At 39.1% G+C, this 16131-nt stretch carries 12 protein-coding genes; 3 read left to right on the plus strand and 9 right to left on the minus strand.

Features of this window, described 5'->3' with window-relative positions; genetic code table 11:
• Window positions 1–143: 143 nt before the first annotated feature.
• The 7 genes from xylE to lon all read right to left on the minus strand — a co-directional run bounded on the left by xylE (window position 144) and on the right by lon (window position 10558).
• On the minus strand, window positions 144–1622 hold the full coding sequence (gene xylE, locus OCV82_RS01520; RefSeq protein WP_154042771.1) for a D-xylose transporter XylE: 1479 nt from the start codon (window positions 1620–1622) through the stop codon (window positions 144–146).
• 109 nt (window positions 1623–1731) lie between these two features.
• Window positions 1732–3048 carry a xylose isomerase gene (xylA, locus tag OCV82_RS01525; RefSeq protein WP_154042772.1) on the minus strand — a complete coding sequence of 439 codons (1317 nt, stop codon included), beginning with the start codon at window positions 3046–3048 and terminating at the stop codon, window positions 1732–1734.
• A gap of 62 nt (window positions 3049–3110) precedes the next feature.
• On the minus strand, window positions 3111–4592 hold the full coding sequence (locus OCV82_RS01530) for a xylulokinase (RefSeq protein ID WP_154042773.1): 1482 nt from the start codon (window positions 4590–4592) through the stop codon (window positions 3111–3113).
• A 17-nt stretch (window positions 4593–4609) separates the two neighbouring features.
• Window positions 4610–5341: an NUDIX hydrolase gene (locus OCV82_RS01535; protein WP_154042774.1), complete on the minus strand. Its 732-nt coding sequence runs from the start codon at window positions 5339–5341 to the stop codon at window positions 4610–4612.
• 433 nt (window positions 5342–5774) lie between these two features.
• Window positions 5775–6905, minus strand: a complete 1131-nt coding sequence (locus OCV82_RS01540; RefSeq protein ID WP_154042775.1) for an LptF/LptG family permease — start codon at window positions 6903–6905, stop codon at window positions 5775–5777.
• A 38-nt stretch (window positions 6906–6943) separates the two neighbouring features.
• Window positions 6944–8074, minus strand: coding sequence for a tRNA guanosine(34) transglycosylase Tgt (gene tgt / locus OCV82_RS01545; protein ID WP_154042776.1), 1131 nt, complete (start codon window positions 8072–8074; stop codon window positions 6944–6946).
• 24 nt (window positions 8075–8098) lie between these two features.
• Window positions 8099–10558: an endopeptidase La gene (gene lon / locus OCV82_RS01550; RefSeq protein ID WP_154042777.1), complete on the minus strand. Its 2460-nt coding sequence runs from the start codon at window positions 10556–10558 to the stop codon at window positions 8099–8101.
• 151 nt (window positions 10559–10709) lie between these two features.
• On the opposite strand from lon, the gene OCV82_RS01555 reads away from it, so the two are divergent.
• Window positions 10710–11420: a tRNA1(Val) (adenine(37)-N6)-methyltransferase gene (locus OCV82_RS01555; protein ID WP_154042778.1), complete on the plus strand. Its 711-nt coding sequence runs from the start codon at window positions 10710–10712 to the stop codon at window positions 11418–11420.
• A gap of 66 nt (window positions 11421–11486) precedes the next feature.
• On the opposite strand, the gene OCV82_RS01560 is transcribed toward OCV82_RS01555, so the two are convergent.
• The gene (locus OCV82_RS01560) at window positions 11487–12539 is read right to left on the minus strand and encodes a diacylglycerol/lipid kinase family protein (protein ID WP_154042779.1); all 1053 of its coding nucleotides are present in this window, start codon (window positions 12537–12539) and stop codon (window positions 11487–11489) included.
• Between the two features lie 176 nt (window positions 12540–12715).
• Here OCV82_RS01560 and spt point away from each other — a divergent pair, with 176 nt between their 5' ends.
• Window positions 12716–13903, plus strand: a complete 1188-nt coding sequence (gene spt / locus OCV82_RS01565) for a serine palmitoyltransferase (RefSeq protein WP_154042780.1) — start codon at window positions 12716–12718, stop codon at window positions 13901–13903.
• Between the two features lie 111 nt (window positions 13904–14014).
• Here the strand turns inward: spt and OCV82_RS01570 are convergent, their stop codons facing one another.
• Window positions 14015–14509, minus strand: coding sequence for a thioredoxin family protein (locus tag OCV82_RS01570; protein WP_154042781.1), 495 nt, complete (start codon window positions 14507–14509; stop codon window positions 14015–14017).
• Between the two features lie 357 nt (window positions 14510–14866).
• Between OCV82_RS01570 and OCV82_RS01575 the strand changes: the two genes are divergently transcribed.
• Window positions 14867–16120, plus strand: coding sequence for a DEAD/DEAH box helicase (locus tag OCV82_RS01575; protein WP_154042782.1), 1254 nt, complete (start codon window positions 14867–14869; stop codon window positions 16118–16120).
• Window positions 16121–16131: the final 11 nt, after the last annotated feature.

Raw genomic sequence — 16131 nt, forward strand, 5'->3', positions numbered from 1 at the left:
TGCGACCTTTAGGGCTTATTATTTAGCTGCAATACATTCAAAATAAATGAACGCACGTTTTACTAAAAACGACAGTTCATTTTATATAAAACGAACGCACGTTTTTTTCGCATGTCTATAATCAAAAAAATTACAACGTGGAATTACTTGTTTTTCTTCCAAAGTCTGGTCATATCTTCCAGAGTCTTGCCTTTTGTTTCAGGAACCATCTTCCATACAAATACAGCTGCAAGAATACAAATCACTCCATAAAGTCCGTAAACGAACATGTGGCCAAACTTCACACCCATATCACCTGCACTCATATTGTACATAGGAAGGAATGTAGAAGAAACAATGAAATTGAATATCCACTGGAATGCCACTGCTATAGCTACAGCTCCACCACGAATAGTATTAGGGAATATCTCTGCAATAAGAACCCAGCAGATAGGTCCCCAGCTGAACATGAACGAAGCACTGTAAATCATAATGCTGACAACAGGAACAATAGCAGGAAGGCCAGTAACTGCGTTACTCAATGCCACACCAAGTGCTCCTATGGCCATGCCTATAGATCCACATATAAGAAGAGGCTTTCTTCCAAGACGTTCAACTGTGAAAATAGCAAGAAGAGTGAATAATATGTTCACAACACCCATAAATACTGTCTGAACCATCGGGTTACCCATACCCATGCTTTCAAATATACGAGGAGCAAAATACAATACGGCATTGATACCTACAGCCTGCTGGAATACACTAAGCATGATACCTACGAAAATAACAGTCCATCCGTAAGTAAACAGTTTTTCTGTTTTTTCTTCGGCTGTAGCCTTGATATCCTGAAGTATTGCCTTAGCCTGAGTCAGACCATTGATTCTGCTAAGTACGAACAAAGCTTTTTCATCCTTGCCAACCATAGCAAGATATCTCGGAGTTTCAGGCACAAGCAAAACAAGCAATGTGAAAAGTCCTGCAGGAACAGCCTCGCTAACGAACATCAATCTCCAACCGGTCTCGATAGTCCAAGCGGCTTCTCCAGGGTTAATAATCTGATTTACACCTTCTACTGCCTTGATAACAGGATTTATATTGTCTCCCAAAATAAGGAAATTAACGAAATACACCACTAACTGACCGAATATAATGGCAAACTGGTTCCATGAAACCAATGTTCCACGAATATTACTTGGTGCAATCTCAGCTATATACATAGGACAAATGGCAGAAGCCAGACCGACACCAACTCCCCCTAGAACACGATAAAAATTGAAAGCTATCAATAATGAGTATGTAGGTTTTCCATAATCAAAGAAAAGGAACTCAGGCCAATATGAACCTAACGCTGATAGGAAGAACATAATGCCTGCCATGAATAGTGAGTTCTTACGTCCAAATCTTGAAGCAAAGAAACCTGATATGGCACTACCAATGATACAACCTATAAGCGCACTGGAAGAAGTAATGCCATGCCATGCATCGGTATATGTAAAATCACTTGCACCCATAAAGAATGCCTGAAGTCCTTTTTCCGCTCCAGAGATAACAGCCGTGTCGTATCCAAACAACAATCCTCCTAATACAGCTACCAGGACTATGGAAAAAAGATAAGCTTTGCTGCCTTTTTCTGTATTATTCATAATATCAAGATTATAAATTATAAAAACGAAATAAGCCGGCTCACAGCTGTCATAGGTTTAATACCGCCGACAGCCGTGCGCCGACCATGCTCTGACATTCAATCAGATATTAGCAATACATATTTACAATAGCCTCGTAAAGTTCCTGCTTACCGCTAGTCTGTTTTGGTTCGCCATTAGCCTTAGCATAAGCAACAACATCTTCAAGAGTAAGTTTACCTTCTTCGAACTCTTTACCCTTACCGCTATCGAATGAAGCGTAACGGTCAGCAAGCATCTTCTTGTATGGAGATTCTTCGAGCAAACGAGCTGCATTTTCAAGAGCGCGAGCCATAGCATCCATACCTGCGATGTGAGCGATGAAGATATCTTCAAGGTCAGTAGAGTTACGACGAGTCTTAGCATCGAAGTTAGTACCACCGTTTCCAAGACCACCGCCACGGATAATCTGCATCATAGCCTGGATCAATTCGTAGTTGTCGATTGGGAACTGGTCTGTATCCCATCCGTTCTGATAGTCACCACGGTTAGCATCGATAGAACCAAGCATACCGTTGTCAACAGCTACTGCAAGTTCGTGTTCGAATGTGTGACCGGCAAGAGTAGCATGGTTTACTTCGATATTAACTTTGAAGTCCTTGTCAAGGTTGTGAGCTTTCAAGAAACCAATAACTGTTTCAGTGTCAACATCATACTGGTGTTTAGATGGCTCCATTGGTTTTGGTTCGATAAGGAATGTACCAGTAAAGCCTTTAGAACGTGCATAGTCACGAGCAAGAGTCAACATCTGAGCCAAGTGTTCTTTTTCACGTTTCTGGTCTGTGTTAAGAAGTGACATATAACCTTCACGTCCGCCCCAGAATACATAGTTAGTACCACCAAGTTCGATAGTAGCATCGATAGCATTCTTGATCTGAACAGCAGCACGAGCTACAACGTCGAAATCAGGGTTTGTAGCAGCACCGTTCATATAACGTGCGTGTCCGAATACGTTTGCAGTACCCCACAACAGTTTAACGCCAGTTTCAGCCTGTTTCTGTTTCAGGTAAGCAACAACTTCTTTCAAGTTAGCTTCATATTCTTCGATTGTTTCTGCTTCATCACAAAGGTCAACATCATGGAAGCAATAATATTCTATACCCAATTTCTGCATGATTTCAAATCCAGCATCTGCTTTATCTTTAGCAGCCTGTACTTTGTCAGCATTTCCTTTCCAAGGGAAAGACTTAGTTCCGCCACCGAACTGGTCGCCACCTTCAGCGCACAAAGTGTGCCACCAAGCCATAGAGAACTTCAACCAGTCTTTCATCTTTTTACCCAAGATTACTTTTTCAGCATCGTAGTAACGGAAAGCCATAGGGTTTTTACTTTCTACACCTTCAAATTTGATTTTTCCAATTCCAGGAAAGTACTCTTTTGTTGCCATAATATTCAAAATTTAAAAAGTTAATATTAAAGTTGACAATTAATCTATTATATTATTTTTTATTAAAGTTTTTCCAAATATTCTACCCAACGTCCGTAAGCGTCAGCATAAGCAGCGGCATCACTCAGTTTCGGTTCGATAACTTCAAGTTTTTCAAGTGTTGCAAATGCCTCGTTATTATCCTTATAGATACCTGCTCCCATACCGGCACCTTTGGCTGCACCTACAGAACCGTCAGTATCATACAATTCAATTGTAGCACCTGTCACTCCGGCCAATGTCTCACGGAATATAGGGCTGAGGAACATATTGGCATGTCCTGCATGGATTTTCTGTACATCCATACCCATGCCCTTCATAATATCTATACCATATTTGAAAGAGAACACAATTCCTTCTTGTGCTGCACGTATAATATGGTTGCGTGTATGAAGATTAAAGTTTACACCATTGATAGAGCATCCTACTTCCTTGTTCTGAAGCATACGTTCAGCGCCATTACCGAAAGGCAATATACTAACGCCACCCGAACCTATAGGAGCCTGAGCTGCCAGATTATTCATTTCAGCGTATGAAACACCTTCAGGAACAACTGTACGCTTGATCCATGAGTTCAATATACCTGTACCGTTGATACACAGCAACACACCGAGACGTGTCTGTTCTTCTGTATGGTTGACATGAGCGAAAGTATTTACTCTTGATTTAGGATCGTAGTTCACTTTACCGTTTACACCATATACAACTCCTGAAGTACCTGCTGTAGAAGCTATTTCACCAGGATTGAATACATTAAGTGACAATGCATTGTTAGGCTGGTCTCCGGCACGATATGTAACAGGAATACCTTCTTTCAGTCCCAATTCCTGTGCTGCAGCTGCAGTAACTCTACCCTGTTCTGAGAAAGTCGGTTTGATGTCTGCAATGATTGACTTGTCGAAGCCGTAATAATCCATGAGGAAGTCAGCCACACGGTTGTTCTTGAAATCCCAGAACATTCCTTCTGACAATCCTGATACTGTAGTACAGATCTCGCCTGTCAATCGCATTGCGATGTAATCGCCCGGAAGCATTATCTTATATATCTTCTCGAATATTTCCGGTTCGTTTTCTTTTATCCATGCAAGCTTTGATGCAGTAAAGTTACCCGGAGAGTTCAGCAAATGAGACAGACATTTCTCTTCGCCTATTGTTTCGAACGCCTTTTGTCCGTATGGGACAGCTCTTGAGTCGCACCATATAATAGCAGGACGAAGAACATTCTGATTTTTATCTACACATACAAGTCCGTGCATCTGATAAGAAATACCAATCGCCTTGATATCTTCAGCCTTAACTCCGGACTCTGCCATTATTGCCTTAGTGGAAAGTTTGAGGTTTTCCCACCAGTTTGCAGGTTCCTGTTCTGCCCATCCCTGTTTAACTGCTATAATAGCCGCTTCAGTTTTAGGATAAAAAGCAGAAGCTACACACTTGCCAGTAACGGCATTTACCAAACTCGCCTTAACAGACGAACTACCAATATCATATCCTAATAAATACATGTTATTATGGTTTTAGATTATCTTCTTGTCTTATTATATATCTTCTTGTCAAATCTGTAATATCTCGCAGCCCTGTGTGAGACTCCTTGCTGGAACTCGTCCATAGGAATTACGTATTCCATCATCATAATCTTCTTATGGAAGTTTCTGACGTCAATCTGTTTGCCGAACAGAACTTCATAAAGAACTCTCAACTGCAACGCTGTAAATTTTCGTGGAAGCAGATCGAACAAACAGGATGGATTGAACTCCACATACTGACGTATGAACTTCATCGCTTCCTCTATTATAAGATTATGGTCAAACGCCAAATCCTTCACCTCATCCAAAGGAACCCATTCTGCCTGAAAATTATCCAGATTCTTGTTTAATGCTCTATCTATTTTCACAAGAGAAAGATATGCTATGGTAACAATACGTTCCACCTTTGCTTTCTCTGCCCTTTCAAGCCATCTGACGTCTTTAGGATTTTTTGTTCTGTCTTTTGAACCGAAAGCTTTGAATTGCATAAGATTCACATTCTTGAATCCTGTAAGCTCGTTTAACACACGCATAGCGGCTCCATCCAAATCTTCATCCATATATATAAGACTACCCGGTAATTTCATATCGTGAAATACTTCTCCGCTATCCTCGCCTATTCGTCTAAGCAGTAGGACCCTCAGTCGTTCGCCATCGAAACCAACCACTACGCAGTCAACTGAAATATGATTGTTAGCCAAAGGCATTTTGTGTTCCATACTATTCATGTGTTTATCGTTTTCGAGTGCAAATAAAAAGCATTATTTTTAATTAAGCAAGAAATAAAAGAAAAATTTTCGCAAGCTATACACGGTTAATTATCAGATAAATACATATCATATATATTACAATATCACCTTATAGTCTTTTCATAAAACATACAATATGTAATTTACGTAATATTGCCACTTTTAATTCCTGCCGGAACAAGTATAGCAAATTCTTTATATTACAGATATTTACAAATCCATTACATAAAGACAAATGTGTATAGTTATTGTATTTTTCAAACACAAAATATCCTTACATAAATTGACATGATTTTTTATAGCGACAAACTGAAAAAGCAGTACGTTAAAAAAGTATAACGAAATAACGCCCCGCAAAACAGACAACTGTTTTACGAGGCGTTACGGAATAAACTACCAACAATATTTTTTGTTATTTTGGAGCTTTTATATACAAATATATAGCAATAAACAGGAATAATATATTAGGTATCCAGACGGCCAGTACCGGCGGCACATTACCACTTATGGCAAATGTGGAAGATATGGTCTGGAAAAGTATATATGAAGCACTCAAACCTAAACCAACTCCAAGATTGAGTCCCATACCACCTTTCACTTTCTTGGAAGAAAGCGAGGCTCCTATAAGAGTCAGAATAAATGCCGCAAAAGGAGTTGCTATACGCTTGTAATATTCCACTTCAAACTCCTTTATATTTGCAAAACCACGACGTTTCTGATTGTCTATGTAGGTTTTCAATTCAGGACTTGTCAAGGTTTCATACTGATTTCGGGTAATAAGGAAGTCCTGCGGCTCCATCTTTATTATGGTATCAAGTCTCTCTCCTTTTGTGATAACCTCCTTCATACCTTTCATTTCCCTTATCATATAATCCCTTACTATCCATCTGTGCACCTTTGTTGTATCATACGTAGCACGTCGGGCTGTGAGATGCGAAACCAACTTGTTATCCTCAAACTTGTCAAGAGAGAACCTGTAGCCTGTCAGATTATAATTCTCATATCTTTCCATATAGGCGATAGTTCCAGTATCGACTACAAGCTGGATGTTCCTTGCATAATTTACTTTCTTTTTATTCTTGTATTTGGCTTCGAAGTCTATTCGGGTAATACTGCCTTTAGGTATATATTGCGAACTTAGGATATAGCTTCCAATTGCAATAATGGCAGCAGACAAGAAATATGGCACCAACAACCTCTTGAAACTCATACCCGTGGAAAACATAGCTATGATTTCCGAATTCTCCGCCAACTTACTGGTGAAAAATATCACAGATATAAAAATAAACAGAGGACTGAAAAGATTGGCATAATAAGGAACAAAGTTCATGTAGTAATCGAATATGATAGCCTCAACAGGAGCTTTATTATTGATAAAACTATCAATATTTTCATTTATATCGAACACTACAGATATAGACAGAATAAGAGCCAGGGCAAAAAAGAATGTGCCCAGGAATTTTTTCATTATATATCTGTCTATACGTCTTAACCAAAAACGTTTCAGATATTTATCCTTTATCTTTTCAAGTTTCTCCTTCATATTTTTATAGGGGTTCAATGGATTTTACTGTCCACAAATCACAATCTGGTAGAAAGACGCTCAACCATAGCAGGCTTCCAGGTAGAGAAATCACCGGCTATTATATGTGCTCTTGCTTCCTTGACAAGCCATAAGTAAAATGCCAGATTATGTATAGAAGCTATCTGCAATGCCAACAATTCTTCGGCATGGAACAAATGACGAAGGTAGGCACGACTGTACAAGGTATCTACATACGATGCACCATCAGTCTCAATAGGAGAATAATCTTTCTCCCATTTCTTATTGCGCATGTTCATTATTCCGTTCTTAGTGAACAGCATACCGTTTCTACCGTTGCGTGTCGGCATCACACAATCGAACATATCGACTCCTCGTTCTATACCTTCAAGTATATTAACAGGAGTACCTACTCCCATAAGATATCTAGGCTTATCCTGAGGAAGTATCTCATTTACCACCTCAATCATTTCGTACATCTTCTCTGTAGGTTCGCCCACTGCAAGTCCGCCTATTGCATTACCATCAGCCCCTTTCGAAGCTATATATTCAGCAGAACGCTTACGCAAATCAGGATAAACACATCCCTGCACTATAGGGAACAATGACTGGTTGTATCCATACTTCGGTTCAGTCTCATTAAACCTTGTAATACACCTATCCAACCATCTGTGAGTGAGTTCCATTGATTTTTTTGCATATTGATAGTCGGAAGTACCTGGAGCACATTCATCGAATGCCATCATAATGTCCGCCCCTATTGTACGCTCAATATCCATAACCTTTTCAGGCGTAAACAAATGTTTCGAACCATCAATGTGTGAACGGAATTCTACACCTTCCTCACGCATTTTTCTTATGCCTGAAAGAGAAAAAACCTGAAATCCTCCACTGTCAGTCAGCATAGGACGGTCAAATCCGTTGAACTTATGCAATCCTCCCGCACCTTCAATAACATCCAGTCCAGGTCTCAGATAAAGATGATATGTATTGCCCAGTATTATCTGAGCTTTAATATCTTCTTTAAGTTCCGGTAGCTGCACACCTTTGACCGTACCCAATGTACCTACAGGCATAAATATTGGAGTTTCTATCTGTCCATGATCTGTAGTGATAAGCCCCGCTCTTGCATTTGATTTGGGATCGGTATATTGTAATTCAAATTTCATATGATTATTCTAATATGGCAGTAATTATTTATTGTCATTATCTTTATTCGTCTCAGGTATAGTAAGCTTTGGCGCATTTGTAACTACTTCATCAGTCAATGCTATATCCAGAACTTCCCTAATATCATTTACATAATGGAATTTAAGACCCTTGAGATATATTTCAGGTATATTGTCTATATCTTTCTTATTTTCCTTACATAATATGATTTCTTCTATACCGGCACGCTTGGCTGCTAGAATTTTCTCCTTAATACCTCCTACAGGCAGGACTTTTCCACGCAATGTTATTTCTCCTGTCATAGCAAGGCGATTCTTGACTTTTCTTCTTGTAAGCGCAGAAGCCAATGAAGTCACCATAGTTATACCTGCAGACGGGCCATCCTTAGGAATTGCTCCTTCTGGTACATGTATATGGATATTCCAGTTCTCGAACACTTCTTCAGGTATATCCAGCAAATCATTATGAGCCTTAAGATACTCCAGCGCAAGCATGGCAGACTCCTTCATAACATCTCCAAGATTTCCTGTCAGAGTAAGACGACTTCCTTTTCCTCTACTGAGACTGGTTTCCACAAAAAGGATTTCACCGCCAACAGCTGTCCAAGCTAGACCTGTAACTACACCGGCATAATCATTTCCCTGATATTTATCTCTTGAATACTCTACAGGACCAAGACATGCAGGTATATCCTCCGGTTTCAGTTCCTTTGAAGCCACTTCCTTACCAAGCGCTATATTATAAGCGGTACGTCTCATCACCTTGTTTATTTTCTTTTCAAGCTCGCGCACACCGCTCTCTCTGGTATAATTCTCCACGATGAATTCTATAGCAGATTTTGAGAACTTGATATTGTCTTTTGTAAGTCCGTTAGCCTCCATCGCTTTAGGTATAAGATGTCTTCTGGCTATTTCTACTTTCTCTTCTGTTATATATCCGCTGACCTCAATCAGCTCCATTCTGTCAAGAAGAGGAGCTGGTATTCCACCAAGATTGTTAGCAGTAGCGATAAACATCACATTCGACAAATCATAATCAATATCTATATAGTTGTCATGGAATGTGCCATTCTGTTCCGGATCAAGGACTTCAAGCATAGCAGATGCAGGATCACCCTGATTACTATTACCCAATTTATCAATTTCATCAAGAATTATCACCGGATTTGAAGAACCTGCCTTGATAAGGCTCTTTATGATTCTTCCCGGCATAGCGCCTATATACGTCTTCCTATGTCCTCGTATTTCAGCTTCATCATGTACACCTCCCAGCGACATTCTGACATATTTTCTCTTCAGAGCCGTTGCAATGGAACGTCCAAGCGATGTCTTACCCACCCCCGGAGGACCATAAAGACAAAGAATAGGCGATTTCATGTCACCTTTCAGTTTCAGTACAGCAAGATGTTCCAATATACGTTCTTTTACTTTTTCAAGACCATAATGATCATGATTCAAAGTTTTTTCTGCCGATTTCAGATTGAATGTTTGCGGAGTATATACATTCCATGGCAATGCCAACAAATTCTGCAGATATGAATACTGCACATTATAATCAGGCGACTGGGGATTTATACGTTCAAGTTTTGTGACTTCCTTATCGAATATTTCAGCCACTTCCTTCGACCATTGTTTTTTCTTTCCCTGTGCGCGTAAGTTATCAATCTCGCTTTCGGCACCGTTACCTAATTCATCCTGAATATTTTTCAATTGTTGCTGCAGGAAATACTCACGCTGCTGTTTGTCCAGCTCTTCGCGAGTACGCATCTGGATATTCTGTTTCAGCTTGGCAATCTCAAGCTGCTCATTCAAATAACCGATAAGGTGAATTGCCCTGTCCTTGATATTATCATGCTTCAGCAATTCATACTTGGAGCTCACCTCTAAAGGGAAATTGGAACAGATGAAATTTATTCTTACAGAATCCCCTTCCATATCCCTCAATGCCATAAGGAAATCAGGGCCAAGTTCTTCCATACTTTCGTGTAACTTTTTCATTACATCAAAGCATGTACTCATTATAGCCTTGAATTCATTGGTTTTAGGTGATTTATTGTTTTCCACTACCGGTTCGGCAGTTCCCATAAGAAACGGATCAGTAGAAGTGATTTTCTCTATCCTGACTTTCGGACCTCCTGTATGTATCAAAGCGTTTGTTGCTCCTCCCGGCAATTCTATTATACGGACTATTCTGCCTATAACGCCAAGCGGATACAAATCATCAAATACAGGATTATCTACAGAAGCATCCTTCTGTGTAGCAAGAATTATTGGACTTTTTTTCTTATAAGCAGACTTCACCAATTCAAGTGTGCTTCTTCGGCCAATGGCTACAGGCATTACTATTTCAGGGAAGATTATCATATTTCGCAACGGCAGGACCGGCATTTCCCCATTCAATTCCTCTGTAGGCATTTCAGACTGGTCAATATCTATTTTGGCTATCAAAGCTACTTCTTCTCTTTTATTTTTATCCTCAGACATATATTAATTTTTGAATTATCTGTTTAAACAAACGGCTACAAAGTTAATGATTATACACATAATAATAAAACATTTTATACCAAATGTTATGCTTCAGCATATGCAAACCGGGCTATTTGCATATCTTTGCACAAACTTAACAAGGGCAATAATGGGAAACGAATATTTCAAATTTAAGAAATTCACGATCAATCAGGACAAGTGTGCAATGAAAGTAGGAACTGACGGAGTTTTGCTTGGAGCGTGGACTAATACAGAAGAAGCATCAAAAATAGCAGATATAGGAACAGGAACAGGACTTATAGCAATAATGCTTGCACAAAAATGCAATGCCACTATCACCGGGATAGAAATTGACGAAGAAGCTGCTGCACAAGCCGAAGAAAACATGAACAATACTTTATGGAAGGACAGGCTAAATGTAGTAAAAGCTGATATAAATGAATACTTCCAGAATCACAATGCAGAATATGACTTGATAGTATCTAATCCTCCGTTTTTCAATGAAAAGACAAAAGGATTCTCAGAAAAAAGGAATATAGCAAGACATACAGACGGACTATGTTTTAGCCATTTGGCACGGACTGTCTCATTTATGCTCAAAGACAAAGGTAGATTCTGCGTTATCTTACCTGCAACATCCGCTATGGATTTCATCAGTGAGGCTATAAAAAACAATTTAAGCCTGACAAAAAAGACAGAGGTCATAACAAAGCCTGGAGCTGCTCCCAAACGAGTACTCATGGAGTTCAAAAAAGATTGCAGAAATAATATAACGATTATATCACAACTACTTCTTTCAGAAAATGGAGTCAGGAGCAAAGAATATGATGATCTGACCTCGGATTTCTATCTGTGGTAAAAAACAGAGAAGTACTGCAATGCACATATGTAGTAGTACTTCCCTGTCTGTATCGGTAAAAGAACATCATTCTTCAGGAGGATTGTTTTTCTTTACCAGTTTTTTCATTATTGTCTTGTTCATCTCCATCAATTGCCTATGTTTCTCGGCAATAGAAGCTGAAACAGGTTTGGCCTCAATAAAATCCGTTATGTGCTGCAAAATATTATGCGGTTCATAAATGCTTTTATTAGGTTTAGGTGGGCATATTACTTTTAAAGCAGACGGTATAATCTCAACCACAAGATCTTTAGGCCCCATCATCGGATCACCGTCAAAATGGAACACTCCCTCTGTCGCCCTATGAATAGTTATCTTCTTATCCTTCATGGTTTTTATCCGGCTATTCATGTCGATAGTTTTCGTAAATAGCTGGAAAGACAAAGATGGCACATCAAGCACAGTAAAAGGTTGCAATACTGTAATGTCCATCATACCGTCGGAAAGAGAGGCTTGCGGAGTAATATATGCATTGTTTCCATACTGTGAGGCATTTCCACACGCAATAAGAAAAGCTTTATACTTAACTGTACCCTCCGAATTCTCTATTTCATATGTTTCCGGTTCATAATGAAGACTCTCCATCAATGTATTTTCAAGATAAGTTACAAGGCCTCTTCGTTTCGATCCGGCAAATTTCAGGCTCACAAAAGCATCGAAACCTACTCCACATGTACAGAAAAAAGGATGACCGGCGATTTTTCCATAATCAATGGAACGCACATTAGCTTTATTGATAACCTGAAGTGCTTTCTGATAGTTCATAGGTATATGCAAATGACGTGCAAGACCGTTGCCGGAGCCACAAGGTATAATGCCCAATGCCGTATCGGAATGTACCAATGCACTTCCTATCTCGTTTATAGTTCCATCACCTCCTATTGCAACTACAAACGACACTTTATCTTCCACAGCCTTGCGGGCTATATCATAGCCATGACCGGCATATTCTGTCTTTATAATTCTAGGATTAAATATATTCCGATTAATATTGGATTCTATATATTCAAGGATGGCTGCTTTGTCTTGAGTGCCTGAAATAGGATTCACTATGAATATAATATCCTCTCTGATGTCCATATCTAGTACATGTTGGTTGTTTATGCAAATGTAATATATAATTTGAATATAAAACTTTCTAATAATACAAAATCTTATTTACAGGTATAAAAAATGTTCCGTATTGTTACCCTTTGTTGAAATTTTACTATCTTTGCAGGCTGTTAAAACAACGAAGAAAATCTATCTAATAAAATATGGGATTATTACAAGAAAAGTTAAGTAAATTCAGACTCCCGCAAATGTATATGGAGAAGGGGGTTTATCCTTATTTCCGCGAAATAGACAGTCACCAGGATACAGAGGTGATGATGGACGGCAAAAAGGTGTTAATGTTCGGATCAAACTCATATATGGGTTTGACATACGACCAAAGAATTATTGATGCAGCAATAGCCGCAACACGTAAGTACGGAACAGGATGCGCCGGATCCAGACTGCTGAACGGCACTCTAGACATCCATGTACAGTTGGAAAAAGAACTTGCTGAATTTATCGGTAAAGACGAAGCTCTTTGTTTCTCTACAGGTTTCACCGTAAACGAGGGAGTAATACCTCAGCTTGTGGGACGTGGCGATTACATCATTTGTGACGACCGTGACCACGCATCTATCGTTGATGGACGACGTCTTACTTTCGCTACACAGCTGAAATACAAGCACAACGATATGGAAGCTTTGGAAAAAGAACTTCAGAAATGCGAACCTGACGCAATTAAACTGATCGTTGTTGACAGTGTTTTCTCTATGGAAGGTGATTTGGCGAACTTGCCTGAGATAATCCGTCTGAAGAAAAAATACAATGCAACAGTTTATGTTGACGAAGCTCATGGAGTTGGAGTATTCGGACGTAACGGACGTGGTGTTTGCGACCATTTCGGATTAACTGACGAAGTTGATATCATAATGGGTACATTCAGTAAGTCATTGGCTTCAATCGGTGGATTCGTGGCTGCAGATAAAGACATCATCAACTGGTTACGCCATAACGCACGTTCATACATATTCCAGGCCAGCAGCACTCCTGCCGCAACAGCTGCAGCGATAGAGGCACTTCACATTTTGCAGACAGAACCGGAACGTCAGGAAAATCTGTGGGAAATAACCAATTATGCATTGAAACGCTTCCGTGAATGCGGTTTTGAAATAGGTGACACTGAGAGTCCTATCATACCATTGTATGTACGCGACACAGACAAGACTTTCCTTGTAACAAAAATGGCTTTCGATGAAGGAGTATTCATAAACCCTGTAATACCTCCTGCATGTGCACCTCAAGATACTCTTGTAAGATTTGCACTTATGGCAACACATACCAAGGAACAGATTGACTATGCAATTGACAAATTGCTGAAATGTTTCAAGGAGCTTGAAATCATAAAATAAGAGAGAGACAAAAAAGCAAAAGAGGCTGTCTTAAGGTAATAACCTAAAAGACAGCCTCTTTTGCTTTTTTGTTGTATTCAATAATTTCATCTTCAAAATCTCGAATGAATATCAATTCATATACGAGACCAATTCTTCGGCAGTAACATTCTTTGCCACTATCATTCCGTCACTATCAATAAGATAGTTAGCAAAACCATCTCTAAGACCAAACTCCTTAAAGATTTCAGAAGACTTGCCGTCTGTTTCAATGCAACAAAGCGCCGATTCCAATCCGTCTTGTTCTACAGCCGCACGAAAAACAGATTCGTAACGGTCCATTGAAACAGAAATCATCTTAATGCGGTCCGTATTCTGCAATGCATGGCATAATTCTACATTCTTTACTCTCGACACTGCATCATATCCCGCCCAAAAGCTCAACAATGTATATTTGCCTTCATCGGCACGCAGGTTGAGCGACTGCTTTTCAAATTCAAGAACTGGCATCGGTGTTTTGTCACCAGGTACCAATTTCTCTGTAGGGTCTTTCTTCTCAATAAATGAGAAAGAAATTAAGGAACTGAATACTAATACAACAAAAATCGGCTTTACACTTTTAATCATGTAATGTGATTTTAGTTAATACTATCCGAGCCTGTCCTTAACAGTGATTTCATCTCGGAACATTATTTTTACATCCATATATCCGTCACGGATAATAAGTTTTGGATGCATTTATTGTTTGAAATCGACGCAAATATACGTCTTTTTTTAAGTAGCAGCATAATTTTCATAAAAATTTTTATGTTATTCAACATATTTTTATGATATACATCAATAGAAAAACTCATTATTTATGAGGTTAAAATACAAAAAAAACGTGTTTATATGGCTTATAAAGCATATTTTGATTAACTTTGCAACGTATTATCCGAAGTAATACTTTCATAACGAACACATCAGCATAAAATACAATCCAAAATGGAGTTTTCAGAATTAAATTTAGACGATAGCGTTTTAAACGCACTTGACGCCATGAACTTTAAAGAATGTACCCCAGTCCAAGAACATACCATACCTGTTCTGCTGGAAGGACATGACCTTATAGGAGTGGCACAGACCGGAACAGGTAAAACTGCAGCATATCTTTTACCTGTCCTAAGCAAATTGTGCAGTGGCAATTATCCTGAAGACTCTATAAACTGCATAATAATGTCCCCTACCCGTGAGCTCGCAATACAGATAGACAGGCAGATGGAAGCATTCTCATATTTCATGCCAGTATCAGGTGTTGCAGTATATGGAGGTAACGATGGTGTACGTTTTGAACAAGAAAAAAAAGGACTCACATTGGGAGCTGATGTCGTAATAGCTACTCCTGGACGTCTCATCAGTCATATCAGCTTAGGATATGTTGATTTATCAAAAGTGTCATTCTTCATATTAGACGAGGCCGACAGAATGCTTGACATGGGATTTTATGATGATATTATCCAGATAGTAAAGCATCTGCCTAAAGAAAGACAGACAATCATGTTCTCTGCTACTATGCCGGAAAAAATCAGACAATTGGCAGAAAACATTCTAAATAATCCTACAGAGGTAAAACTCGCAGTTTCAAAACCTGCAGAAAAAATAATCCAGGCTGCATATATCTGTTATGAATCACAGAAACTCGATATAATCAAAAGCCTCTTCTCATCACAAGAGCCGGAAAGGGTCATCATTTTTGCTTCATCCAAGATGAAAGTCAAGGAAGTAACAAAAGCACTTTTACGCATGAAGCTGAAGGTTGGTGAGATGCACTCCGACCTGGAACAGAGCCAAAGAGAGGAAATACTGCATGAATTCAGAAATGGCAGAGTCAATATCCTTGTAGCTACAGACATAGTTGCAAGAGGCATTGACATTGACGATATCAGACTTGTTATCAACTACGATGTACCACACGATTGTGAAGACTATGTACACCGTATAGGTCGTACGGCACGTGCCAACAACGACGGTTGTGCCATAACATTTGTTAGTGAAAACGAACAAACCAAATTCTATCAGATAGAAAAATTTCTGGACAAGAATATATATAAGTTACAAATGCCCGAAGGAATGGAAGATGGTCCTGAATATGCTCCTAAAACAGAAAAGAAGAAATCTTCACGGAAGCCAAGAAACGGCAAAAAGAATACTAAAAGCAGAGAAAACAAAAACAAAGACACAAAGAAAAAGGATAAATAATATATAGGAAA

The sequence above is a fragment of the Bacteroides cellulolyticus genome (assembly GCF_025567135.1).
Classification (GTDB): domain Bacteria; phylum Bacteroidota; class Bacteroidia; order Bacteroidales; family Bacteroidaceae; genus Phocaeicola; species Phocaeicola cellulolyticus.